This is a genomic window from Actinomadura luzonensis (assembly GCF_022664455.2).
GTDB classification, from domain to species: Bacteria; Actinomycetota; Actinomycetes; order Streptosporangiales; family Streptosporangiaceae; genus Nonomuraea; species Nonomuraea luzonensis.
The window spans coordinates 5,435,210-5,452,671 of record NZ_JAKRKC020000001.1 but is presented as its reverse complement, the minus strand read 5'-3'; the positions used below and the strand labels follow the sequence as shown (position 1 = coordinate 5,452,671).

The window sequence follows — 17,462 nt, the reverse complement described above, 5'->3', positions numbered from 1 at the left end:
TCAGCCCACCGCCCCCTGCGCCGGCTCGGCCGTCAGCCGGAACACCTCGCGCAGCTCGCCGGTGGACAGGTCCGTCAGCCACTCCTCGCCGGTGCCGACCACCCGCTCGGCCAGGGCCTTCTTGCGCTCGATCAGCTCGTCCACGCGCTCCTCCAGGGTGCCGGCGCAGATCAGCTTGCGGACCTGGACGTTCTTGCGCTGCCCGATGCGGAAGGCGCGGTCGGTGGCCTGGTCCTCCACGGCCGGGTTCCACCAGCGGTCCACGTGCACGACGTGGCTGGCGGCCGTCAGGTTGAGCCCGACGCCGGCCGCCTTCAGCGACAGCACGAACAACATCGGCTCCGGGTCGTGCTGGAACCGGTCCACCAGGCGGTCGCGGGTCTTCTTCGGCAGGCCGCCGTGCAGCCACAGCACCGGGCGCTCCAGCCGCCGCTCCAGGTAGGGCTGCAGGAGCGCGCCGAACTCGGCGTACTGCGTGAACAGCAGCGCCTTCTCGCCCTCGGCCAGGATCTCCTCGCCGAGCTGCTCCAGGCGGGCCAGCTTGCCGGAGCGGCCCGCCAGGCGGGAGCCGTCCTTCAACAGGTGGGCGGGGTGGTTGCAGACCTGCTTGAGCTTGGCCATGGTGGCGAGCACCAGGCCGCGCCGCTCGATGCCCTCGCTGTCGTCGATCTTCGCCAGCATGTCGTCCACGACCGCCTGGTAGAGGCTCGCCTGCTCGGGCGTGAGCGGGCACCACTCCTTGACCTCCAGCTTCTCCGGCAGGTCGGAGATGATGGAGGTGTCGGTCTTGAGCCGGCGCAGGATGAACGGGCCGGTGGCCCGCTTCAGCGCGGCGGCGGCCTCGTCGTCCTGGCGGGCCTCGATCGGCTCCTGGTAGCGGGTGCGGAAGCGGGCGCGCGGCCCGAGCAGGCCCGGGTTCGCGAACTCCATGATCGACCAGAGCTCCGCCAGGTGGTTCTCGACGGGCGTGCCGGTCAGGGCCAGGCGGGTGGGGGCCGGGATCGCGCGGACCGCCCGCGCCTGCAGGGTGCCGCTGTTCTTGATCGCCTGGGCCTCGTCGCACACCACCCGGCGCCACTCGTGCCGCCGCAGGGTCTCCAGGTCGCGGTGGGCGGTGCCGTACGTGGTGATCACCAGGTCGGCGCCCGGGATGTGCGCGGCGTCGCGCCCGCCGCCGTGGTGGACGTACACGCGCAGGCCCGGGGCGAACCTGGCGGCCTCCCGCTGCCAGTTGCCGATCAGCGACATCGGGCACACCAGCAGCGTCGGCGTCCCCGCCGCCTCGTGGACGAGCAGCGCGAGCGTCGTGACCGTCTTGCCGAGGCCCATGTCGTCGGCCAGCACCCCGCCGAGGCCCAGCTCCGACAGGAAGCTCAGCCAGGCCAGGCCGCGCTCCTGGTACGGGCGCAGCACCGCGTCCAGCCCCGGCGGCGTCGCGATCGGCCGCAGCCGCCGCTCGGCCCGGCCGGACAGCAGGTCGCCGAGCACGCCGTCGGCGTCCACCTCCAGCAGCGGCAGCTCGCCGTCGTCCGCGACCACCTGCCGCAGCACCTCGGCCGCGCTCGCCTCCCCCGCCCTGGAGCCCTCCACGGCCCGCAGCGCCGCCTTCAGCTGCCGCTCGTCCAGCTCCACCCACTGGCCGCGGACCCGCACCAGCGGCACCTTCAGCCGGGCCAGCTCGGCCAGCTCCTCCTCGGTGACGGTGTCCTCGCCGACCGCCAGGTCCATCCGGAAGTCGACCAGCTCGCGCAGGCCGAAGCCCTGGCTCACGGCCGCCGTCTGCGCCTTGGTCCTGGTGGTGAGCTTGAGCCCGAGCCGGGTGCGGCCCGCCCAGCGGGGGAGCTGCACGCCGAACCCGGCCGCCTGCAGCAGCGGCGCGGCCTGGCGCAGGAACCCGAAGGCGCCCGCGGTGTCCAGCGGCAGCTCGCACGGCTCCGGGACGCGCAGGGCGCGATCCAGCTCCGGGTAGAGGCGGACGGCGCGGCCGAGGCCGGTCAGCAGCTCGCGTTCGGGGGCCGGGGGCAGGCCGGGGGCGCGTTCGCCGGCCCAGAGGGCGGCGGCGGGGACGTACAGGCTGGGGTCGTCGGCCGCCTGCAACGCCAGCTCCACCCGCCACCCGCCGGTGTCGTCAGCGCGGTCCGGGGCTCCGGTGGGCTCCAGGAGGCGGAAGCACACGCGGGTCGCGCCCTCGGCGGCGGTGGCGGCGTCGTACCAGCGGGTCAGCTCGCGCCGCAGCTCAGGGACGTCCTGGCAGGACGGTTCTGGGCCGGTCAGGGCGGCCAGCCAGCGCTCGCGCGGCGTCGCGGGGCGGGTCACCAGCGGCTCGGTGAGCGCCCGGCGGACCAGTGCGTCCGTGAACGTCTCCAGGGCCTCGCGGAGGACGTCCATGGAGGGCCGCTCGGCGCGGGCGGTGCGGCAGGCGGGCGGCATGGCCAGGGCCAGCTCGCGGACGTGGGCGGCGTCCAGCCCGTTCACCACCGGACGCCACACCGCCCGCGCGGCCTCGCCGTCCGGCACGAGCTGCGGGAGCACGCGTCCCCTGCGGACCAGGTCACGGGCCAGGTCCGCGACCGCCGCCCAGTGCCGCAGCGTGCCGGTGTCCTGCCGCCCGGCCAGCAGCGCCAGGGCCGTGGCGGCGGGCGGGACGACGGCCGGCACCCGCCACAACCGCAACCGCGGCCGCGCCGTCTCCGCCAGCCGCCCCGTCTCCGGCGACGGCACCGGCTCCGCGACCGACCCCGGCAACAACAACTCCAGCACCCGCACCTCCACCCCATCGCTGCCCAGCGCGCCGGGCTGGGAGGAGGAAGCGGCCGGTTCGCTGAGCCCCAGGGCGGTGGTGAGGGCGCCGGGTGGGGCGGCGTGGGGGTGCGGGCGTGGGGCGGAGCCGCCGGCCCGTCGGGAGGCGCTTCCAGGGCCCTTGGCGGCGGAATCCGGGGACGGCTCGGGCTGCTCGGCCCAGAAGGCGAGCCCGTCCCCCGCCCAGACCCCGTGTACGACCAGCACCAGGGCAGATTACCCCCGCCCGGCCACGCTCCGGCCACCCCAGCGGCCCCCCGGTTGCCCTGAGGCTTATATAAGCAACCCCTGAAGTAGTAAAATGGATTCATGGACAGAACTCCCGGATCGTGGTGTGAACGGCCCAAGCCGCAGGCTCCGCCGTGCGAGCTCCCGTCCCCGTGGAGCAAGCCGAAGCAGCCTGACAACTGGTGCGACCTGCCGAAGGACCCCGTGCTGAAGGTCCTTGACTTCGTGCTGAAGTCCGCAAGACGGAAATAGCGCGTGATAGAAGGCCAAGTGCCTGGGTAGTCGCCTCACTCGACGGAGGAGGCGAACGATCGTGAACGACACCCAGAAACTGGTCAGCGATCTCTCCGAGCAGGTCACCAGGCTGGTCAAGGACGAACTCCGCCTGGCCAGGATCGAGCTCACGGAGAAAGGCAAACGCGCCGGGTTCGGCGCGGGCCTGTTCGGCGCGGCCGGGACGGCCGCCTTCTACGGCGGGGCCGCCGTCGTGGCCGCCGTGGTCCTGCTCCTCGCTCTGGTCATGCCCGGCTGGGCGGCGGCCGCCATCGTGGGCGGCGTCCTGCTCGCCGCCGCCGCCGTGCTGGGCCTGGTCGGCAAGAACCAGGTGCAACGCGCCACGCCGCCGGTCCCCGAGGAGACCATCGCGAGCGTCAAGGCCGATATCGACATGGTCAAGGAGAGGGCACGCCGATGAGCGAGACGAATCCCGGATACAGCGAGCAGCACGCCGGTGACGTCGGCGCCCACCGGGCGACAGTGGGCACGCCGACCGAGCGCGAGTCCGTCAACGTCCCGCCCACCAGGCCGGGGGCGGCGGAGAACGCGCGCGAGGAGGAGGCCCACCGGCTGGGTCACGAGACCTTCGTCCCCCAGCCGCCCATCGAGGACGACCGCACCGACGCCGTCGAGAGCCGCCGCGCCGAGGAACGTTCCATGCAGGGCACCAACCAGGCGGGCCAGGGCGGCACCAGCACGGGCACCAGCACCGGCACCAGTGCCGGCACGGGCATGGGCACCTCCCGCGAGGGCGGCGCGCACGCGGTCCGCCGGGAGCAGGCGGACGACGAGGAGGACGCCGGCAAACGCGCCGTGCGCAGGGACATCGAGGAGACGCGCGAACAGCTCGGCCGGACGGTGAGCGCGCTGGCCGGCAAGGCCGACGTCAAGTCCAGGGCGAGCCACGCCGCCGAGGCGGCCAAGGGCCGCGCGGTCGGGGCCGCCGAGACGGTCAAGGCCCGCGCGGCGGACGCCGCGGTCGCCGTGAAGGACAAGACGTCCGAGGTGGCCGGCCGGGTCGGCGAGCACGCGCCGGACCAGATGCGGGCCGTCGCCGAGGAGGCCAGGCGCAAGCCGGTGCTGCTCATGGCCGCCGCCGGCGCCGTGGCCGCCCTCCTCGTGCGCCGCAGGCCGCGCCGCGCCGCCGCCCGCCGCACGTTCGCCGGGCGCGTGGCGACGGGCCGCCAGGTGGTGGGCCGCAAGGTGACGGCCGGCGTGACGGGCGGCGTGACGGCCGGCCGCACCGCCATGGACCGCCTGGTGCGGGGCGGCATGACCCGTGGCCGCCAGGCGCAGGGCCGGCTGGTCAAGGGCCGCCTGCCGCGCGGCGTCGTACGGGGACGCCTGGTGCGGGGCCGCCTGCTGGGCCGTCCCACGGTGAAGCTCCGCGTGACCGGGCGCCGCCGGGGCCTGTGAGGTGACGACCTCCCGAGACCTGCCCGGCGCGTCACCCGGCCGGGCCGGCGGGCCCGGCGACGTCCCCGAGGGCCCGGGCGGCTTCCCCCGGCGGGCCTGGTGGACGGTGCTGAAGCGCACGCTGATCGAGTTCAAGGACGACCGGGTCCAGGACCTCGCGGCCGCGCTCACCTACTACGCCGTGTTGTCGATCTTCCCGGCGCTGATCGTGCTGGTGGCGGTGTTCGGCCTGCTGGGGCGGGGCGACGCCTCGGCCCAGCTCGGCAGCATCCTGGTGCTGGTGCCCGCCGAGGTGCGCGACCTGATCGTCAAGAGCATCGAGGCGGCGCAGCAGGGCGCCGGCGCGGCGGGCGCCGTGGCGATCGCCGGTGTGCTGGTCGCCCTGTGGTCGGCCTCCGGCTACATCGCGGCCTTCATCCGGGCGGGCAACGCGATCTACGACATCGACGAGGGCCGGCCGTTCTGGAAGACCACGCCGCTGCGGATCGGCCTCACCCTGGTGACCACCGTGCTGCTGGCGCTCGGCGCGATCGCCGTCACCCTCACCGGCGACCTGGCGGAGGGGGTCGGCAGGGCGCTCGGCCTCGGCGACGCCGCGGTGGTCGCCTGGGACATCCTCAAATGGCCGCTCATGGTGGTGGTCGCCGCCGGGCTGATCATGCTGCTGTACTGGGCCGCGCCGAACGTGCGCCAGCCCGGGCTGCGCTGGATCTCGCCGGGCAGCGTGCTGGCCATCGTGTTGTGGGTGGCGGTCTCCGGCGGTTTCGCCCTGTACGTGGCGAACTTCGCGTCCTACGGCAAGACGTACGGGGCGCTGGCCGGGATCGTGGTGTTCCTGGTCTGGTTGTGGCTGTCGAACATGGCTCTGCTGCTCGGCGCCGAGCTGGACGCCGAGCTGATGCGGCAGCGGGCCATCGCCGAGGGCCGGCCCGCCGAGCGGGAGCCGTACGCCGTGCCCCGCGATCCGCCGAAGGCCGATAACCTGCCGGAATGACACTTCGAACGGTCGCCGCCGGGCTCGGCCTGCTGCTCCTCGCGGGATGCGGCGCCGGGTCCGCGGTGAGCGACTTCGGCACGGTCGTCAAGGGCGCCAAGGGCACGACCGTGCCGGTGCAGCTCCGCACCGGGCAGCGCTTCTCGCTGGCGGTGACGGGCAACGCGTCGGTGGGCGACAGCTGGTCGCTGGTGGCGGTGCCGGACGCGAAGGTGGCCTCGTTCATCAGCGAGGAGCGCCGCGGCGAGGGCGACCAGCCCGGCTCCGGGAGCACCAGCTACTTCGTCTTCAACGCCAAGGGGCCGGGCACGACCGAGGTCCGGTTGTTCGACTGCTGGCGCTGCGGGTCGCAGCGCACACCACAGGGCGAGGAGAGCGAGCGGCAGTCCGGCGAGGCGGTCTTCACGCTCACGGTGACGGACCAGCCGCCGTCGTGACGGACCAGCCTCGGCCGTGATCAGCCGCCGTCCTGAGGGAGCCCGTCAGGACGGCGTGCCGCGCGGGAGCACGGCGCGGACCAGCACGTCCAGCACCGTGCGGCTGACGGCGGCCGGGTCGGGCGGCCCGGCGGCGAGCCGGCGGTGGCCCTCGCCGAGCAGGCTCCACCCGAGATGGGCCACGAGGTCGGGGTCGTCGTGCCCGGCGTCGGCGAGGATGCCGCGCAGCGGGCCGATCATCGTCTCGTGGAGCTGGTCGAGCCGGTCGCGGCAGCTCGGCGGCAGGTCCACCGCGCTCAGCGCGCGCAGCAGCGCGTAGTCGGGGTGCGCGGCGAACGACAGCGTCACCTCGCCGAAGGCCCGCACCCGCGCCTCGGCCCCGCCGTCGGCCGCCGCCGCGCCGGCCAGGCGAGCGGCCCAGCGCGGGATGGCGGCCTCGACGAGCTGGGCGAGGATGTCGGCGGTGGAGGAGAAGTAGCGGTAGACGCTGGAGCGGGCCAGCCCCACGCGCGCCCCGACGGCGGCCGGGGTGAGCCCGGCCGCGCCCTCGGCGACCAGGATCTCCATCGCCGCCGCCAGCAGGGCCGCGTGCTGGCCGGCGCGGTGGTCGGCCACCGTGGCCGCGCTGATCCTCGGCACCGGAACCTCACTCCTCCTCGCGTCGTCCCACCCCAGTATCGGGCAGCAGCAGCGTCACCCCGACGCCGCCGAGCAGCACGAGGCCGGTGAAGACGGTCACCCGGCGGGTGGCGTCGGCGGCGGCGGCCACCGCGGCGGCGTGCCTGACCGGGTCCCTGATCCCGGCGACGGCCGCGCCCGCGCTGTCGCGCACGGCCTGCCCGAGCGCGCGGTCGGCGGGCAGGCGGTGGGCCATGGCCGCGTCCAGGCCGGTCACCAGGACGGAGCCGAGCACGGCGATGCCGACGGCCGCGCCGAGCTGCCGGATCGCGCTCTGCAGCCCGGAGGCGACGCCGGACTGGCGGGGCGGCACGTCGGCCAGCGTGAGGTTCGGGAGCTGGGCGGAGGCGAAGCCGACGCCGACGCCGTAGAGGACGAGCCAGGGCACCAGCGTCCAGTGGCCGAGCGACGGGGTGACCGACAGGCCCACGGCGACCGCGCCGGCGGCCTCCAGCCCGAGGCCGAGCCGGACGATGAGGCGCGGGGCCAGCCGGAGCTTCGGCACCACGCCGCCGGCGAGGAACGTCCCGGCCGCCAGCGCGGCGATGACCAGCCCCGCCTCGAAGGCGGTGAACCGCATGGCGGACTGCAGGAACAGCGGCAGCACCAGGATCATGCCGAACTCGCCGAGCGTGACGATCATCGCGGTCAGGCAGCCGTAACGGAAGGAGGGGATGCGGAGCAGCGACAGGTCCAGGATCACCGGCCGGCCCGCCCGCGCCCGGGCCCGCTCGGCCAGCGTGAACGCGGTGAGCGCCAGCGCCGCCAGCGCGAACGCGAACGGGATCGGCGAGAGCGCGTGGTCCCCCACCGGGGTGAACCACCCGTACCGCTGGCCCTCGATGAGCCCGAACACCAGCGCCGAGGTGCCGATGACGGACAGCAGCACGCCGGGCAGGTCGGAGCCGCGGGCGTGCGGGTCGCGCGACTCGGGCACCTTGGCCGTGCCGAGCAGGACGAGCAGGCCGATGGGCAGGTTCACCCAGAACGCCCAGCGCCAGCCGTGCCCGGTGACCAGCCAGCCGCCGAGCAGCGGGCCGAGCGCGGCCATGCCGCCGATGATCGAGCCCCAGACGGCGAAGGCGACCGTGCGGCGCGGCCCGGCGTAGAGCGCGTTGATGATCGCCAGCGTCATCGGCACGACCATCGAGGCGCCGACGCCCTGGAGCACGCGGGCGCCGATGAGCAGCGCGCCGGTGCCCGCCAGCGCGGCGAGGACGCTGGCCGCGAGGAAGACCACGAGGCCGGCGGTGAACGTCCGCCGCCGGCCGCGCAGGTCGCCCATGCGGCTGAGCGGCACCAGCAGGGCGGCGAAGGTGAGGGAGTAGATCGAGTTCACCCATTCGACGTCGGTGGCCGACAGCCGCAGGTCGCCCATGATCGAGGGGACGGCCACGTTCACGATGGTCGCGTCGATGATGATCATCGACATGCCGACGCCGAGCACGAAGAGGGGGAGCCAGCTCTGCCGGGTCCGCTCGTTTAGCGACACCATGTCTCCAACATAGCAACAACATGTCGCCAAATGTCGGGCCGATAGGGTCGGACGGGTGAGCACAGACCTGTTCTGCGAGATCGTCGCGGGCGAGCGGCCCGCGCACCTCGTGCACTCCGACGACGTGGCGGTCTCGTTCCTCGACACCCGGCCGGTGTTCAAGGGGCACGTGCTGGTCGTGCCCCGCGCCCACGCCGAGACGCTGACCGACCTCGGCGACGTCGGGCCGTTCTTCGCCCGGGTGCAGGCCATGGCGCGGGCCGTGGAGGAAGGGCTGGAGGCGGGCGGCACGTTCGTCGCCATGAACAACCGGATCAGCCAGAGCGTCCCGCACCTGCACGTGCACGTGGTGCCCCGGCACCGCAAGGACGGGCTGCGCGGCTTCTTCTGGCCGCGCACCACGTACGACTCCGCCGAGGAGGCCGGCTCGTACGCGGCCAGGATCGCCGCGGCCCTCTCCAGCGTGTGAACGGCGGCCTTTGAGCGCACTCGCCCCGGGAGGCTAGGCTTCGGCCGCGTGAGGTGCCCGTGGAGTACGTAGTCGGCAGCGCCGTCGTCGCGGTGCTCGTCGGCGTGCCCGCGATCGTGCTCTGGCGCGTCATGCGCGGCCGCCGCGAGCTGGGCACCGGCCCGGCCGAGCGCGCCACGTTCGAGACCCTGCACACCGCCTCGCTGGCCGGGCCGCCGCTGCGCGCCGGGCTCACCGGCGAGGGCGCCGAGCGCGCCTCGCGGCACCTGCGCGCCCTGCTCAACGCGCCCGCCGTGGCCGTCGCCGACGCCGAACGGCTGCTCGTCTACGACGGCGAGGGCGACGACCACCACGCCGACCAGGCCTTCCAGCACGCCGCCGCCACTCTGGAGGACGGCCGCACCCAGGTCCTCACCCTCGACTGCGACCTGCTCGAATGCCCCATCAGGACGGCCGTCGTGGTGCCGCTCACCACCGACGACCGGGTCGTCGGCGCGCTCATCGCCTACAGCCAGAGCGCGTCGGCCGGGCTGGTGCGGGCCGCGCAGGAGGTCGCCGGCTGGGTGGACTCCCAGCTGGAGCTGGCCGAGCTCGACCGCTCCCGCACCCGGCTCATGGAGGCCGAGGTGCGGGCGCTGCGGGCGCAGATCTCGCCGCACTTCATCTACAACTCGCTCACCACGATCGCCTCCTTCGTCCGCACGGACCCGGAGCGGGCCCGGGAGCTGCTGCTGGAGTTCGCCGACTTCACCCGCTACTCCTTCCGGCGGCACGGCGAGTACACCACGCTCGCCGAGGAGCTGCGCTCCATCGACCGCTACCTGATCCTGGAGCGGGCCAGGTTCGGCGACCAGCTCCAGGTCACCCTCCGCATCGCGCCCGAGGTGCTGCCCGTCGCGGTGCCGTTCCTGTGCCTGCAGCCGCTGGTCGAGAACGCCGTCCGGCACGGCCTGGAGAGCCGCAACGGCGTCGGCCGCATCACGATCGTCGCCGAGGACGCCGGCGCCGAGTGCCGCATCAGCGTCGAGGACGACGGCCTCGGCATGGACCCCGAGCGGCTGCGGCGCATCCTCGCAGGTGAGATCGTCCCCGAGGGCGGCGTCGGGCTCGCCAACGTGGACGAGCGGCTGCGCCAGGTCTACGGCGACGAGTACGGCCTGGTGGTCGAGACCGGCCAGGGCGCGGGCACGAAGGTCAACATCAGGTTGCCGAAATATCACCCGGGCGTCTCTGCCCGTTGACCTCGATCTTTGTTGTCGGTTTCATCACTGTCTATGGCACAACTCCGGGTCCTCGCGGTGGACGACGAGCTGCCCGCGCTCGAAGACCTGTCGTACCTGCTGCGCGCCGACCCCCGCATCGGCGAGGTGGCGACCGCCCGCGACGGCTCCCAGGCGCTGCGGCTGCTGGACCGGGCCATCGCCGACGGCCGGCCCATCGACGCGGTCTTCCTCGACATCCGCATGCGCGGCCTGGACGGGGTGGTGCTCGGCCGGCTGCTGTCGCAGTTCGCCAACCCGCCCCGGGTGGTGTTCGTGACGGCGTACGAGGAGCACGCCGTGGACGCCTTCGAGATCAAGGCCGAGGACTACCTGCTGAAACCGGTCAGGCCGGAGCGGCTGGCCGAGGCGATCCGGCGGGTCGCGGTCTCGGCGGACGTCCCGGCCGAGGGCGGCGAGAGCGACACGATCCCGGTCGAGCTGGGCGGGGTGACCCGGTTCGTCTCCAGCGCCGACGTCGTCTACGTCGAGGCGCACGGCGACTACGCCCGGCTGCACACCGCGGCCGGCTCCCACCTCGTCCGCATCCCGCTGGCCACGCTGGAGGAGCGGTGGGCCCCGGCCGGGTTCGTCCGGGTGCACCGCAGCCACCTCGTGGCCGTCAAGCACATCGACGAGCTGCACATCGACTCCGGCCGGTGCACGGTGCGGGTCGGCGGCACCGAGATCCCGGTCAGCCGCCGGCACACCAGGGAGCTGCGCGACCTGCTGGTGCGGCGCGCGCGCAAGGGAAGGCCCGAATGACCGCCGAACCGTCCCGTCCGGCCCGGCGCGCCCCGCGCGGAGCCGCCCGCGACGGCCGGGCGGCCGAGGCGCCGCGGCGGGTCGCCGTGACCAGCCCCCGCGCCACCGCCGCGCGCCGCCCCCGCTACCCCGCCACCCGCGAGATCGACGAGCAGACCGGGCTCGGCGAGGTGTACATGCGCTCCCTGCTGCGCACCCAGTTCCGGCTGGCGCTGTTCGTCTGCACGGTGCTGGCCTGCGTGGTGGGCGGCCTGCCGCTGCTGTTCCTGCTCATCCCCGAGCTGCGCGAGGTGGACCTGCTCGGCGTGCCGCTGCCGTGGGCGGTGCTCGCCGGGCTCATCTACCCCGCCTTCGTCCTCGGGGCCTGGCTGTACGTGCGCCAGGCCGAGCGCAACGAACGCCACTTCGCCGAGCTGGTCGAGCGCCGATGAGCCTGACAGCGGTGCTGGTCGTCGTGGTGGCGGCCGTCCTCATCGGCGCGTTCGGCATCCGGGTCTCGCGCACCACCTCCGACTTCTACGTCGCCTCCCGCACGGTCAGCCCGCTCTGGAACGCCTCCGCCATCGGCGGCGAGTACCTGTCGGCGGCGTCCTTCCTCGGCATCGCCGGGCTCATCCTGTCCTTCGGCGTGGACATGCTCTGGCTGCCCGTCGGGTGGACCGGCGGCTACCTGGTGCTGCTGGTGCTGGTGTCCGCACCGCTGCGCCGCTCCGGGGCGTACACGCTGCCGGACTTCGCCGAGGCCCGGCTGGAGTCCATGGCCGTGCGCCGCACGGCGAGCGTGCTGGTCGTGCTCATCGGCTGGCTCTACCTGATGCCGCAGTTCCAGAGCGCCGGGCTGGTGCTGCGGGAGATCACCGGCGCGCCCGGCTGGACCGGCGGGCTGCTGGTGGCGCTGGTCGTGGCGGTGAACGTGCTGTCCGGCGGCATGCGGTCGATCACGTTCGTGCAGGCGTTCCAGTACTGGCTGAAGCTGACGGCGCTGGCCGTGCCGCTGGTGTTCCTGCTCATGGCCTGGCGCTCCGGCGGCGCCCCCGGGATCAGCCCGGCGGACGCCGCCACCTGGCAGGTGCCGCTGTCCGGCGGCAAGGAGTACGGGCTGTACTCGACGTACTCGCTGATCCTGGCCACGTTCCTCGGCACCATGGGGCTGCCGCACGTGCTCGTGCGCTTCTACACCAACCCCGACGGGCGGGCCGCCCGCCGCACCACGCTCGTCGTGCTGTCCCTGCTCGGCGCGTTCTACCTGCTGCCCGCCGCGTACGGCTGGCTCGGCCGGCTCTACGCCCCCGACCTGACCCGCACCGACACGGTCGTGCTCACCCTGCCCGCCCGCATGATCGGCGGCACCCTCGGCGACCTGCTGACGGCGCTGCTCACGGCCGGGGCGTTCGCGGCGTTCCTGTCCACCTCGTCCGGGCTGACCGTCTCCGTGGCCGGGGTGATCGCCCAGGACCTGCTGAAGGGGTCGGTCCGCTCGTTCCGGATCGCCACCCTCATGGCCGTGGCGGTGCCGCTGGGCCTGGCGCTGTGGGCCCGCGAGCTGCCCGTGGCGGACGTCGTGGGGCTCGCCTTCGCCGTGGCGGCCTCGTCGTTCTGCCCGCTGCTGGTGCTCGGCATCTGGTGGCGCCGCCTGACGACGACGGGAGCCCTCGCGGGGCTGCTCGTCGGCGGCGGCCTCGCCTGCGGCGCGGTGCTCGCCACGATCACCGGGGCGCCGTACGACGGCTTCACCGCCGCGCTGCTGGCCCAGCCGGCGGCCTGGACGGTGCCCATCGCGTTCGTGGTGATGGTGTCGGTGTCGTTCCTGACGCCGCACCGGGTGCCGGCCGGCGTCGCCCGCATCATGGTGCGCCTCCACACCCCCGAGAACCTGGACCTCGACCGCGGCGACTGGCGGCCCCGCTCCTCCTGAGCCCGCTAGGGCAGGTACGCCCGCCTGACGCGGGCCCGGTCGAAGGTGTGGCCGCGGCCGCAGTCGTGGCAGAAGCCGGAGACCGTGCCGCCCGTGCCCGTGCCGCCCGTCACCGTCACGGCGTCCATGACGTGCTCGCGGCGCTGCCAGGTGACGACGACGAACCCGCCGGTCGCCGCCGCCAGGGCCAGCGCCTCGGCGGTGCCGTCGGGCGCGGCGTCGCCCCGCAGGATCGCGGCCGCCGTCGCCGCCGGGTCGGGGACGGGCTCGGCGTCCACCGGGAGCCGGTGCCGCCGGGCCGCCTCGGCCCTGATCGTGCCGTCGGCGGCCATCCCCACCGGCGCGTGCCCCGCCTGCCGGAGCAGCCGCAGGGTCTCCTCCGGCGGCAGCGCGGACAGCGCGACCGTCGGGGCGACCTGGTGCAGGGCCAGCTTGCGGAGGGCCTTCGCGCGGCACAGCCCGGCGAGGGTGGCCGGGTCGGCGGCGACCACCACGGACGGGGCGGCGGCCACCCGCAGCGTGCCGTGCTTGCGCGCCGTGTCGGTGACGAGGTAGCGCAGGGGCTGGGGGACCGCCTTCGTGCTGTGCCTGGCCAGCCCGTCGAGCAGCGCCTCGGCGTCGAGGCCGGTGTCGAGGGCGCGCCGGACGGAGCGCTCGGAGAAGCGCCACACGCTCGCCCGGTCGCGCGACTCCAGGTCGGCGCAGGCGTTGAGCAGGGCGGCCAGGCCGGGGGAGGGCAGGCCGGGGACGATGGCGGTGAGGTCGTTCTGGAGGGTGGCGGTGCGGGTGGGGACCGGGAACAGGCCGTCCAGCGGATCGCCGCCGTCACGGTCGGGGGCGTCACGGTCGGGGGTGTCGGTGAGGGTCAGGTAGGTGCGGCCGAGGAGGGTCAGGGCGCCGCCGGCCGTGAGACCGAGCAGGTCGCCCTCGCGCAGGGCCGCCGCCGCGAAGGACTCGGCGGCCGGCGGCGACTCGGCGGCCGCGCGGGTGCGCCAGCGCACGGCCGCCATCACGCCCGGCGCGTCCGTCGCCACGCCCGGCGGCAGGGTGCGCAGCGTGTCGAGGACGGCACGGCGGATCGCCCCCGCGCCGCTGTCGAACGGGTACGGAGGAGCCAGCGCGTCCATGTGCCCCTCGCAGCACCCCACCACCCGGAACGTGGGAGCCTGCGCAAGCCGGTGCCAGGCCGCGGCCAGCGCCCGCCAGCGGGCGGCGGGGGAGCGGGACAGCCAGTCGTCGGCCAGGGTGGTGCCGGTCAGGCGCTCGCCCCCGTCGGAGGCGAGGAGACCGGCGGCGTGCGCGACGTCCAGCCACAGGGTCGCCTCCTGGTCGGTGACGCCCAGCGCCTTGGCCACCCGGCGCAGCTCGCGCGTGCCCACGCCGCCCGCCTTGAGCTCGCTGACGGGCGCGGTCGTGGCCAGCTCGACCAGGGCCTCGACCCGATCGAGCGCGACCAGCGCGGCCCCCGTCCCGTCGGCTTCCGTCCCGTCGGCTTCCGTTTCCTCGGCTTTCGTTTCGTCGGCTTTCGTCCCACCGGCGCCGGTCCTGGGGGCGGACGGGAGGGGGACGGCGGTGTGCAGGGGGCGGGTGGTGACGTCGGGCGGGCCGGTCAGGGCGGGCTTCCACCCGTCGCCGCGCAACGCGAGTGCGACCTCGCGCGGCATCTCGTACGCCCACCCGTCGGAGACGACGAACCCGTCCTCGACCAGCCGCCGCAGCGGGTGCGCGCGGGCCCAGGGGCCGCCGTGATGGATCTGCTCGCTCTCCAGCACCGGCTGCTCGGTCGCCATCAGGCGCAGCAGGTCGGCGGCCTGACGGGGGAGGCGGGCGGCGCGGGCCCGGACGGCCGCGCCGTCGCGCAGCAGCTCCTCGGCCTGGGACGCCAGCTCGGCCTTGCGCCGGCGCGGACGGCCGCCGAGCGAGACCACCAGCGCCCGCAGCGCGTCGGCGGTCAGCTCCTCGGCCAGCTCCCGCAGCGGCCGGCCCAGGGCCAGCGGGTGCTCCCACAGGCCGGGGCGGTGCGGGGAGCGTACGGACTCGCCGTCGAGGAGGAGCAGGCCGCGGGAGGCGAGCGTCGCCAGCACCTCGCCGAGGCGGCCTTTCGGGTCGTCGAGGGCGGCGGCGAGCGCGGGGCGGGTGGTGGCGCCGCCCGCCGCCTGGACGGCCTGGCTGACCACGTGGCAGTCGGCGTCGAGGTCGAGCAGGGCGGGGACGGCCAGCTCGGGCCGGGCCAGCAGGCGCTCGACCACCGCGACGGAGGGAGCCATGGCCAGCTCCGGGCGGTGCTCGATGAGCGCGGCGAGTTCGGCGGCAGTGCGGAGCACGGCCCGAGCTTAGCGAGCGCCGCCGACAACGAGCAGGCCGAACGGAGACCGGCAGGGGGCGGGTCAGGGGGAGAGAGGCGGGGGGAGCTCGCCGGAGCCGCGGGGGACCAGCTCGACCGGGACGCGGACCCGCCGGGCCCCCTCCTGCGGACGCAGCAGCAGCTCCACCGCGCTCCGCGCCAGCGCCGAGACGTCGTAGCGCACCACCGTCACCCCCGGGCTGAAGACGTCCGCCAGCGCGAAGTCGTCGAACCCCACGTACGCCGGCCCCACGTCCGCCGGTCCTGCGTACGCCGCCCGCTCCGGCCGCGCCGCCCGCTCCCGCAGCGCCTGCAGGATGCCGATCGCCGCCCGGTTGTTGGTGGCGAAGAACGCGGTCGGCGGGTCGGCGAGGCCCAGCAGGCGCGTGACCTCCCGCGCCACCAGCCCCGGGTCGAAGACGCCGCGCACCACGAGGCCGTCGTCCACCGGCAGTCCGGCCGCGGCGAGGGCGGCGCGGTAGCCGGTGGCGCGGTCGTGGACGGAGCTGAGCCCGTCGTCGTCGGAGATGAGCGCGATCCGCCGGTGCCCGCCCGCCAGCAGGTGCCCGGTGGCATCCCGCCCGCCCCGCTCGTCGTCGAGCATCACCACGTCGGCCGCGGCGAGGCCGCGCGGCACCCGGTCGACGAAGACCAGGCGGAGGCTCGCGTGCTCGGCCAGCCAGGCGTGGTCGGCCGCCGACGGGACGACGATCAGCGAGTCCACGCCCCGCGCCGCCATCGACTCGATGAGCATGCGCTCCTTGTCCGGGCTCTCCTCGTACGAGCCGAACACCACCAGCGCCTCGTGCTCGGCGGCCGCGGCCTCGACCGCCGCGGCGAGCCGCGCGTAGAACTCGTTGGAGATGTTCTCCATCACCAGGCCGAGCGTGAGCATGCTCGCGCCGCGCGCGAGCCGGGCGGCGGCCTCGTTGCGGCGGTAGCCGAGCGCGCTGATGGCCGCCTGCACCCGCCGCTGCAGCGACGCCCGCACGTGCGGCTCCTGGTTGACCACCCGCGAGACGGTCTTCAGGCTGACGCCCGCGTGCCGGGCCACGTCCGCCATGGTGGGCTTACGCGCTGTCATAGTCTGCCCCCATGGATGACGATTGGATCTGCGGCCGGCTGGGCGAGGACGAGCCGTGGGCGCTGGGCGCGGTCAACCCGCCGGTGTTCGAGAACTCGCTGTTCACGTTCGCGACCGCGGAGGAGCTGGGCGAGGCCATCAGGAACGAGGACGAGCGCTACGTCTACTGGCGGGGCACCAACCCGACGGTGGACCTCGCCCAGCGCAAGCTCGCCGCGCTGGAGCGGGCGGAGCGGGCCAAGTGCTTCGGCTCCGGGATGGGCGCGATCTCGGCGACGATCTCGTCTTTGGTGTCGGCGGGCGACCACGTGCTGGTGCTGGGCGCGGTGTACGGGCCGACCACGCAGTTCCTGCGCTACCTGGAGAAGTTCGGGGTCACGCACACGCATGCCGGCGACCTCGCGGAGTGTGACAGCGCTATCAGGGAGGAGACCCGCCTACTGTACTTCGAGTCGCCGTCCTACATGGCGTACGAGGTGGTGGACATCGCCGGGGTCGCCGCCTGGGCGCGGGCGCGCGGGCTCGTGACGGTGATGGACAACACGTGGTCGACGCCGCTGTTCCAGAAGCCGCTCACCCTGGGCGTGGACCTGGTCGTGCACTCGTTGTCGAAGTACGTCGGCGGCCACAGCGACCTGGTCGGCGGCGTGGTCGCCGGGCCGGCCCGGCTGATCAGGCCGCTCGCCCGCACCGAGTACCAGCTCTACGGGGCGGCGATGTCGCCGCACGACGCGGCCAAGGTGATCAAGGGCCTGCGGACGCTGCCGGTGCGGATGGCTGCGCACCAGGAGCGGGGGCTGGCGGTGGCGCGCTTCCTGGCCGGGCATCCGGGGGTGCGGGCGGTCAACCATCCGGGGTTGCCGTCGCATCCGGGGCACGGGATCGCGTCGCGGCAGATGTCGGGGTTCTCCAGTCTGTTCAGCATCGAGCTGGCGACGGACGACACCCGCCAAGTCGCGAAATTTCTGGACAAGCTGCGGCACTTTCGGATCGGCGTCTCCTGGGGCGGCTTCGAGAGCCTGGTCAACGCCCCGGCCCTGTCCACCGAGGAGAGCGTCCGCGCCACGATGGGCATCCCGGCCGGCCTGGTCCGCCTGTCGGTCGGCCTGGAGCCGGCGGACACGTTGATCAAGGATCTCGCCGAGGGGCTGACCGCCGGAGCCGTCAAGGGATGAACGGGATGACCTACCGCTCGTCGCGCAAGAAGGACCTTTCACCGCAGGCCCGTCCCAACTAATCGCCGCCCGGCGGCGGCTCGGCGAAGAACCCCTCCAGGGACCTCCACGCGGGGTAGGTTGCGCTC

15 protein-coding genes are annotated in these 17,462 nt (G+C 74.6%); 10 read left to right on the top strand and 5 right to left on the bottom strand.

Annotated elements, in window-relative coordinates:
- On the bottom strand, positions 1 to 3,006 hold the full coding sequence (locus MF672_RS25925; RefSeq protein ID WP_242374710.1) for a DEAD/DEAH box helicase: 3,006 nt from the start codon (positions 3,004 to 3,006) through the stop codon (positions 1 to 3).
- Between the two features lie 334 nt (positions 3,007 to 3,340).
- On the opposite strand from MF672_RS25925, the gene MF672_RS25920 reads away from it, so the two are divergent.
- Genes MF672_RS25920 through MF672_RS25905 form a run of 4 tightly spaced genes read left to right on the top strand, consistent with a single transcriptional unit; the run spans position 3,341 to position 6,150 of the window.
- Positions 3,341 to 3,721: a phage holin family protein gene (locus MF672_RS25920; protein ID WP_242374711.1), complete on the top strand. Its 381-nt coding sequence runs from the start codon at positions 3,341 to 3,343 to the stop codon at positions 3,719 to 3,721.
- Positions 3,718 to 4,719, top strand: a complete 1,002-nt coding sequence (locus MF672_RS25915) for a DUF3618 domain-containing protein (RefSeq protein ID WP_247815432.1) — start codon at positions 3,718 to 3,720, stop codon at positions 4,717 to 4,719. Before MF672_RS25920 ends, MF672_RS25915 begins: the two co-directional genes overlap by 4 nt.
- 1 nt (position 4,720) lies before the next feature.
- The gene (locus MF672_RS25910; RefSeq protein ID WP_242374713.1) at positions 4,721 to 5,713 is read left to right on the top strand and encodes a YihY/virulence factor BrkB family protein; all 993 of its coding nucleotides are present in this window, start codon (positions 4,721 to 4,723) and stop codon (positions 5,711 to 5,713) included.
- On the top strand, positions 5,710 to 6,150 hold the full coding sequence (locus MF672_RS25905) for a protease inhibitor I42 family protein (protein WP_242374714.1): 441 nt from the start codon (positions 5,710 to 5,712) through the stop codon (positions 6,148 to 6,150). Before MF672_RS25910 ends, MF672_RS25905 begins: the two co-directional genes overlap by 4 nt.
- Before the next feature lie 45 nt (positions 6,151 to 6,195).
- Here the strand turns inward: MF672_RS25905 and MF672_RS25900 are convergent, their stop codons facing one another.
- Positions 6,196 to 6,789 carry a TetR/AcrR family transcriptional regulator gene (locus MF672_RS25900; protein ID WP_242374715.1) on the bottom strand — a complete coding sequence of 198 codons (594 nt, stop codon included), beginning with the start codon at positions 6,787 to 6,789 and terminating at the stop codon, positions 6,196 to 6,198.
- A gap of 7 nt (positions 6,790 to 6,796) precedes the next feature.
- Positions 6,797 to 8,323 (bottom strand): MFS transporter, encoded by a 1,527-nt coding sequence (locus MF672_RS25895; RefSeq protein ID WP_242374716.1) that lies wholly within the window; start codon positions 8,321 to 8,323, stop codon positions 6,797 to 6,799.
- A 55-nt stretch (positions 8,324 to 8,378) separates the two neighbouring features.
- On the opposite strand from MF672_RS25895, the gene MF672_RS25890 reads away from it, so the two are divergent.
- From MF672_RS25890 to MF672_RS25870, 5 genes are read left to right on the top strand one after another with little or no spacing between them, the layout of a single operon-like run.
- Entirely contained in the window at positions 8,379 to 8,792 is a 414-nt protein-coding gene (locus MF672_RS25890; protein ID WP_242374717.1) for an HIT family protein, read from the top strand.
- Positions 8,793 to 8,851: 59 nt separating this feature from the next.
- A complete protein-coding gene (locus MF672_RS25885; RefSeq protein WP_242374718.1) occupies positions 8,852 to 10,033 on the top strand; it encodes a sensor histidine kinase in 1,182 nt (393 codons plus the stop codon).
- A 33-nt stretch (positions 10,034 to 10,066) separates the two neighbouring features.
- Positions 10,067 to 10,816: a LytR/AlgR family response regulator transcription factor gene (locus tag MF672_RS25880; protein ID WP_242374719.1), complete on the top strand. Its 750-nt coding sequence runs from the start codon at positions 10,067 to 10,069 to the stop codon at positions 10,814 to 10,816.
- Complete coding sequence (locus MF672_RS25875) at positions 10,813 to 11,247, top strand: hypothetical protein (RefSeq protein ID WP_242374720.1); 435 nt, start codon at positions 10,813 to 10,815, stop codon at positions 11,245 to 11,247. The genes MF672_RS25880 and MF672_RS25875 overlap by 4 nt, the downstream gene beginning before the upstream one ends.
- Entirely contained in the window at positions 11,244 to 12,731 is a 1,488-nt protein-coding gene (locus MF672_RS25870) for a sodium/solute symporter (protein ID WP_242374721.1), read from the top strand. The genes MF672_RS25875 and MF672_RS25870 overlap by 4 nt, the downstream gene beginning before the upstream one ends.
- Positions 12,732 to 12,736: 5 nt before the next feature.
- On the opposite strand, the gene MF672_RS25865 is transcribed toward MF672_RS25870, so the two are convergent.
- On the bottom strand, positions 12,737 to 15,055 hold the full coding sequence (locus MF672_RS25865; RefSeq protein ID WP_242374722.1) for a helicase-associated domain-containing protein: 2,319 nt from the start codon (positions 15,053 to 15,055) through the stop codon (positions 12,737 to 12,739).
- Between the two features lie 63 nt (positions 15,056 to 15,118).
- Positions 15,119 to 16,159 carry a LacI family DNA-binding transcriptional regulator gene (locus tag MF672_RS25860; protein WP_242374723.1) on the bottom strand — a complete coding sequence of 347 codons (1,041 nt, stop codon included), beginning with the start codon at positions 16,157 to 16,159 and terminating at the stop codon, positions 15,119 to 15,121.
- Positions 16,160 to 16,170: 11 nt separating this feature from the next.
- Between MF672_RS25860 and MF672_RS25855 the strand changes: the two genes are divergently transcribed.
- On the top strand, positions 16,171 to 17,334 hold the full coding sequence (locus tag MF672_RS25855; RefSeq protein WP_242374724.1) for a trans-sulfuration enzyme family protein: 1,164 nt from the start codon (positions 16,171 to 16,173) through the stop codon (positions 17,332 to 17,334).
- Positions 17,335 to 17,462 lie beyond the last annotated feature (128 nt).

What these genes read in the sequence shown, in the direction of transcription:
- MF672_RS25915 (WP_247815432.1), top strand. Translation starts at nt 3,718, where the DNA reads ATGAGCGAGACGAATCCCGGATACAGCGAGCAGCACGCCGGTGACGTC.
- MF672_RS25905 (WP_242374714.1), top strand. Translation starts at nt 5,710, where the DNA reads ATGACACTTCGAACGGTCGCCGCCGGGCTCGGCCTGCTGCTCCTCGCG.
- MF672_RS25895 (WP_242374716.1), bottom strand. Translation starts at nt 8,323, where the DNA reads ATGGTGTCGCTAAACGAGCGGACCCGGCAGAGCTGGCTCCCCCTCTTC.
- MF672_RS25880 (WP_242374719.1), top strand. Translation starts at nt 10,067, where the DNA reads ATGGCACAACTCCGGGTCCTCGCGGTGGACGACGAGCTGCCCGCGCTC.
- MF672_RS25875 (WP_242374720.1), top strand. Translation starts at nt 10,813, where the DNA reads ATGACCGCCGAACCGTCCCGTCCGGCCCGGCGCGCCCCGCGCGGAGCC.
- MF672_RS25870 (WP_242374721.1), top strand. Translation starts at nt 11,244, where the DNA reads ATGAGCCTGACAGCGGTGCTGGTCGTCGTGGTGGCGGCCGTCCTCATC.
- MF672_RS25860 (WP_242374723.1), bottom strand. Translation starts at nt 16,159, where the DNA reads ATGACAGCGCGTAAGCCCACCATGGCGGACGTGGCCCGGCACGCGGGC.
- MF672_RS25855 (WP_242374724.1), top strand. Translation starts at nt 16,171, where the DNA reads ATGGATGACGATTGGATCTGCGGCCGGCTGGGCGAGGACGAGCCGTGG.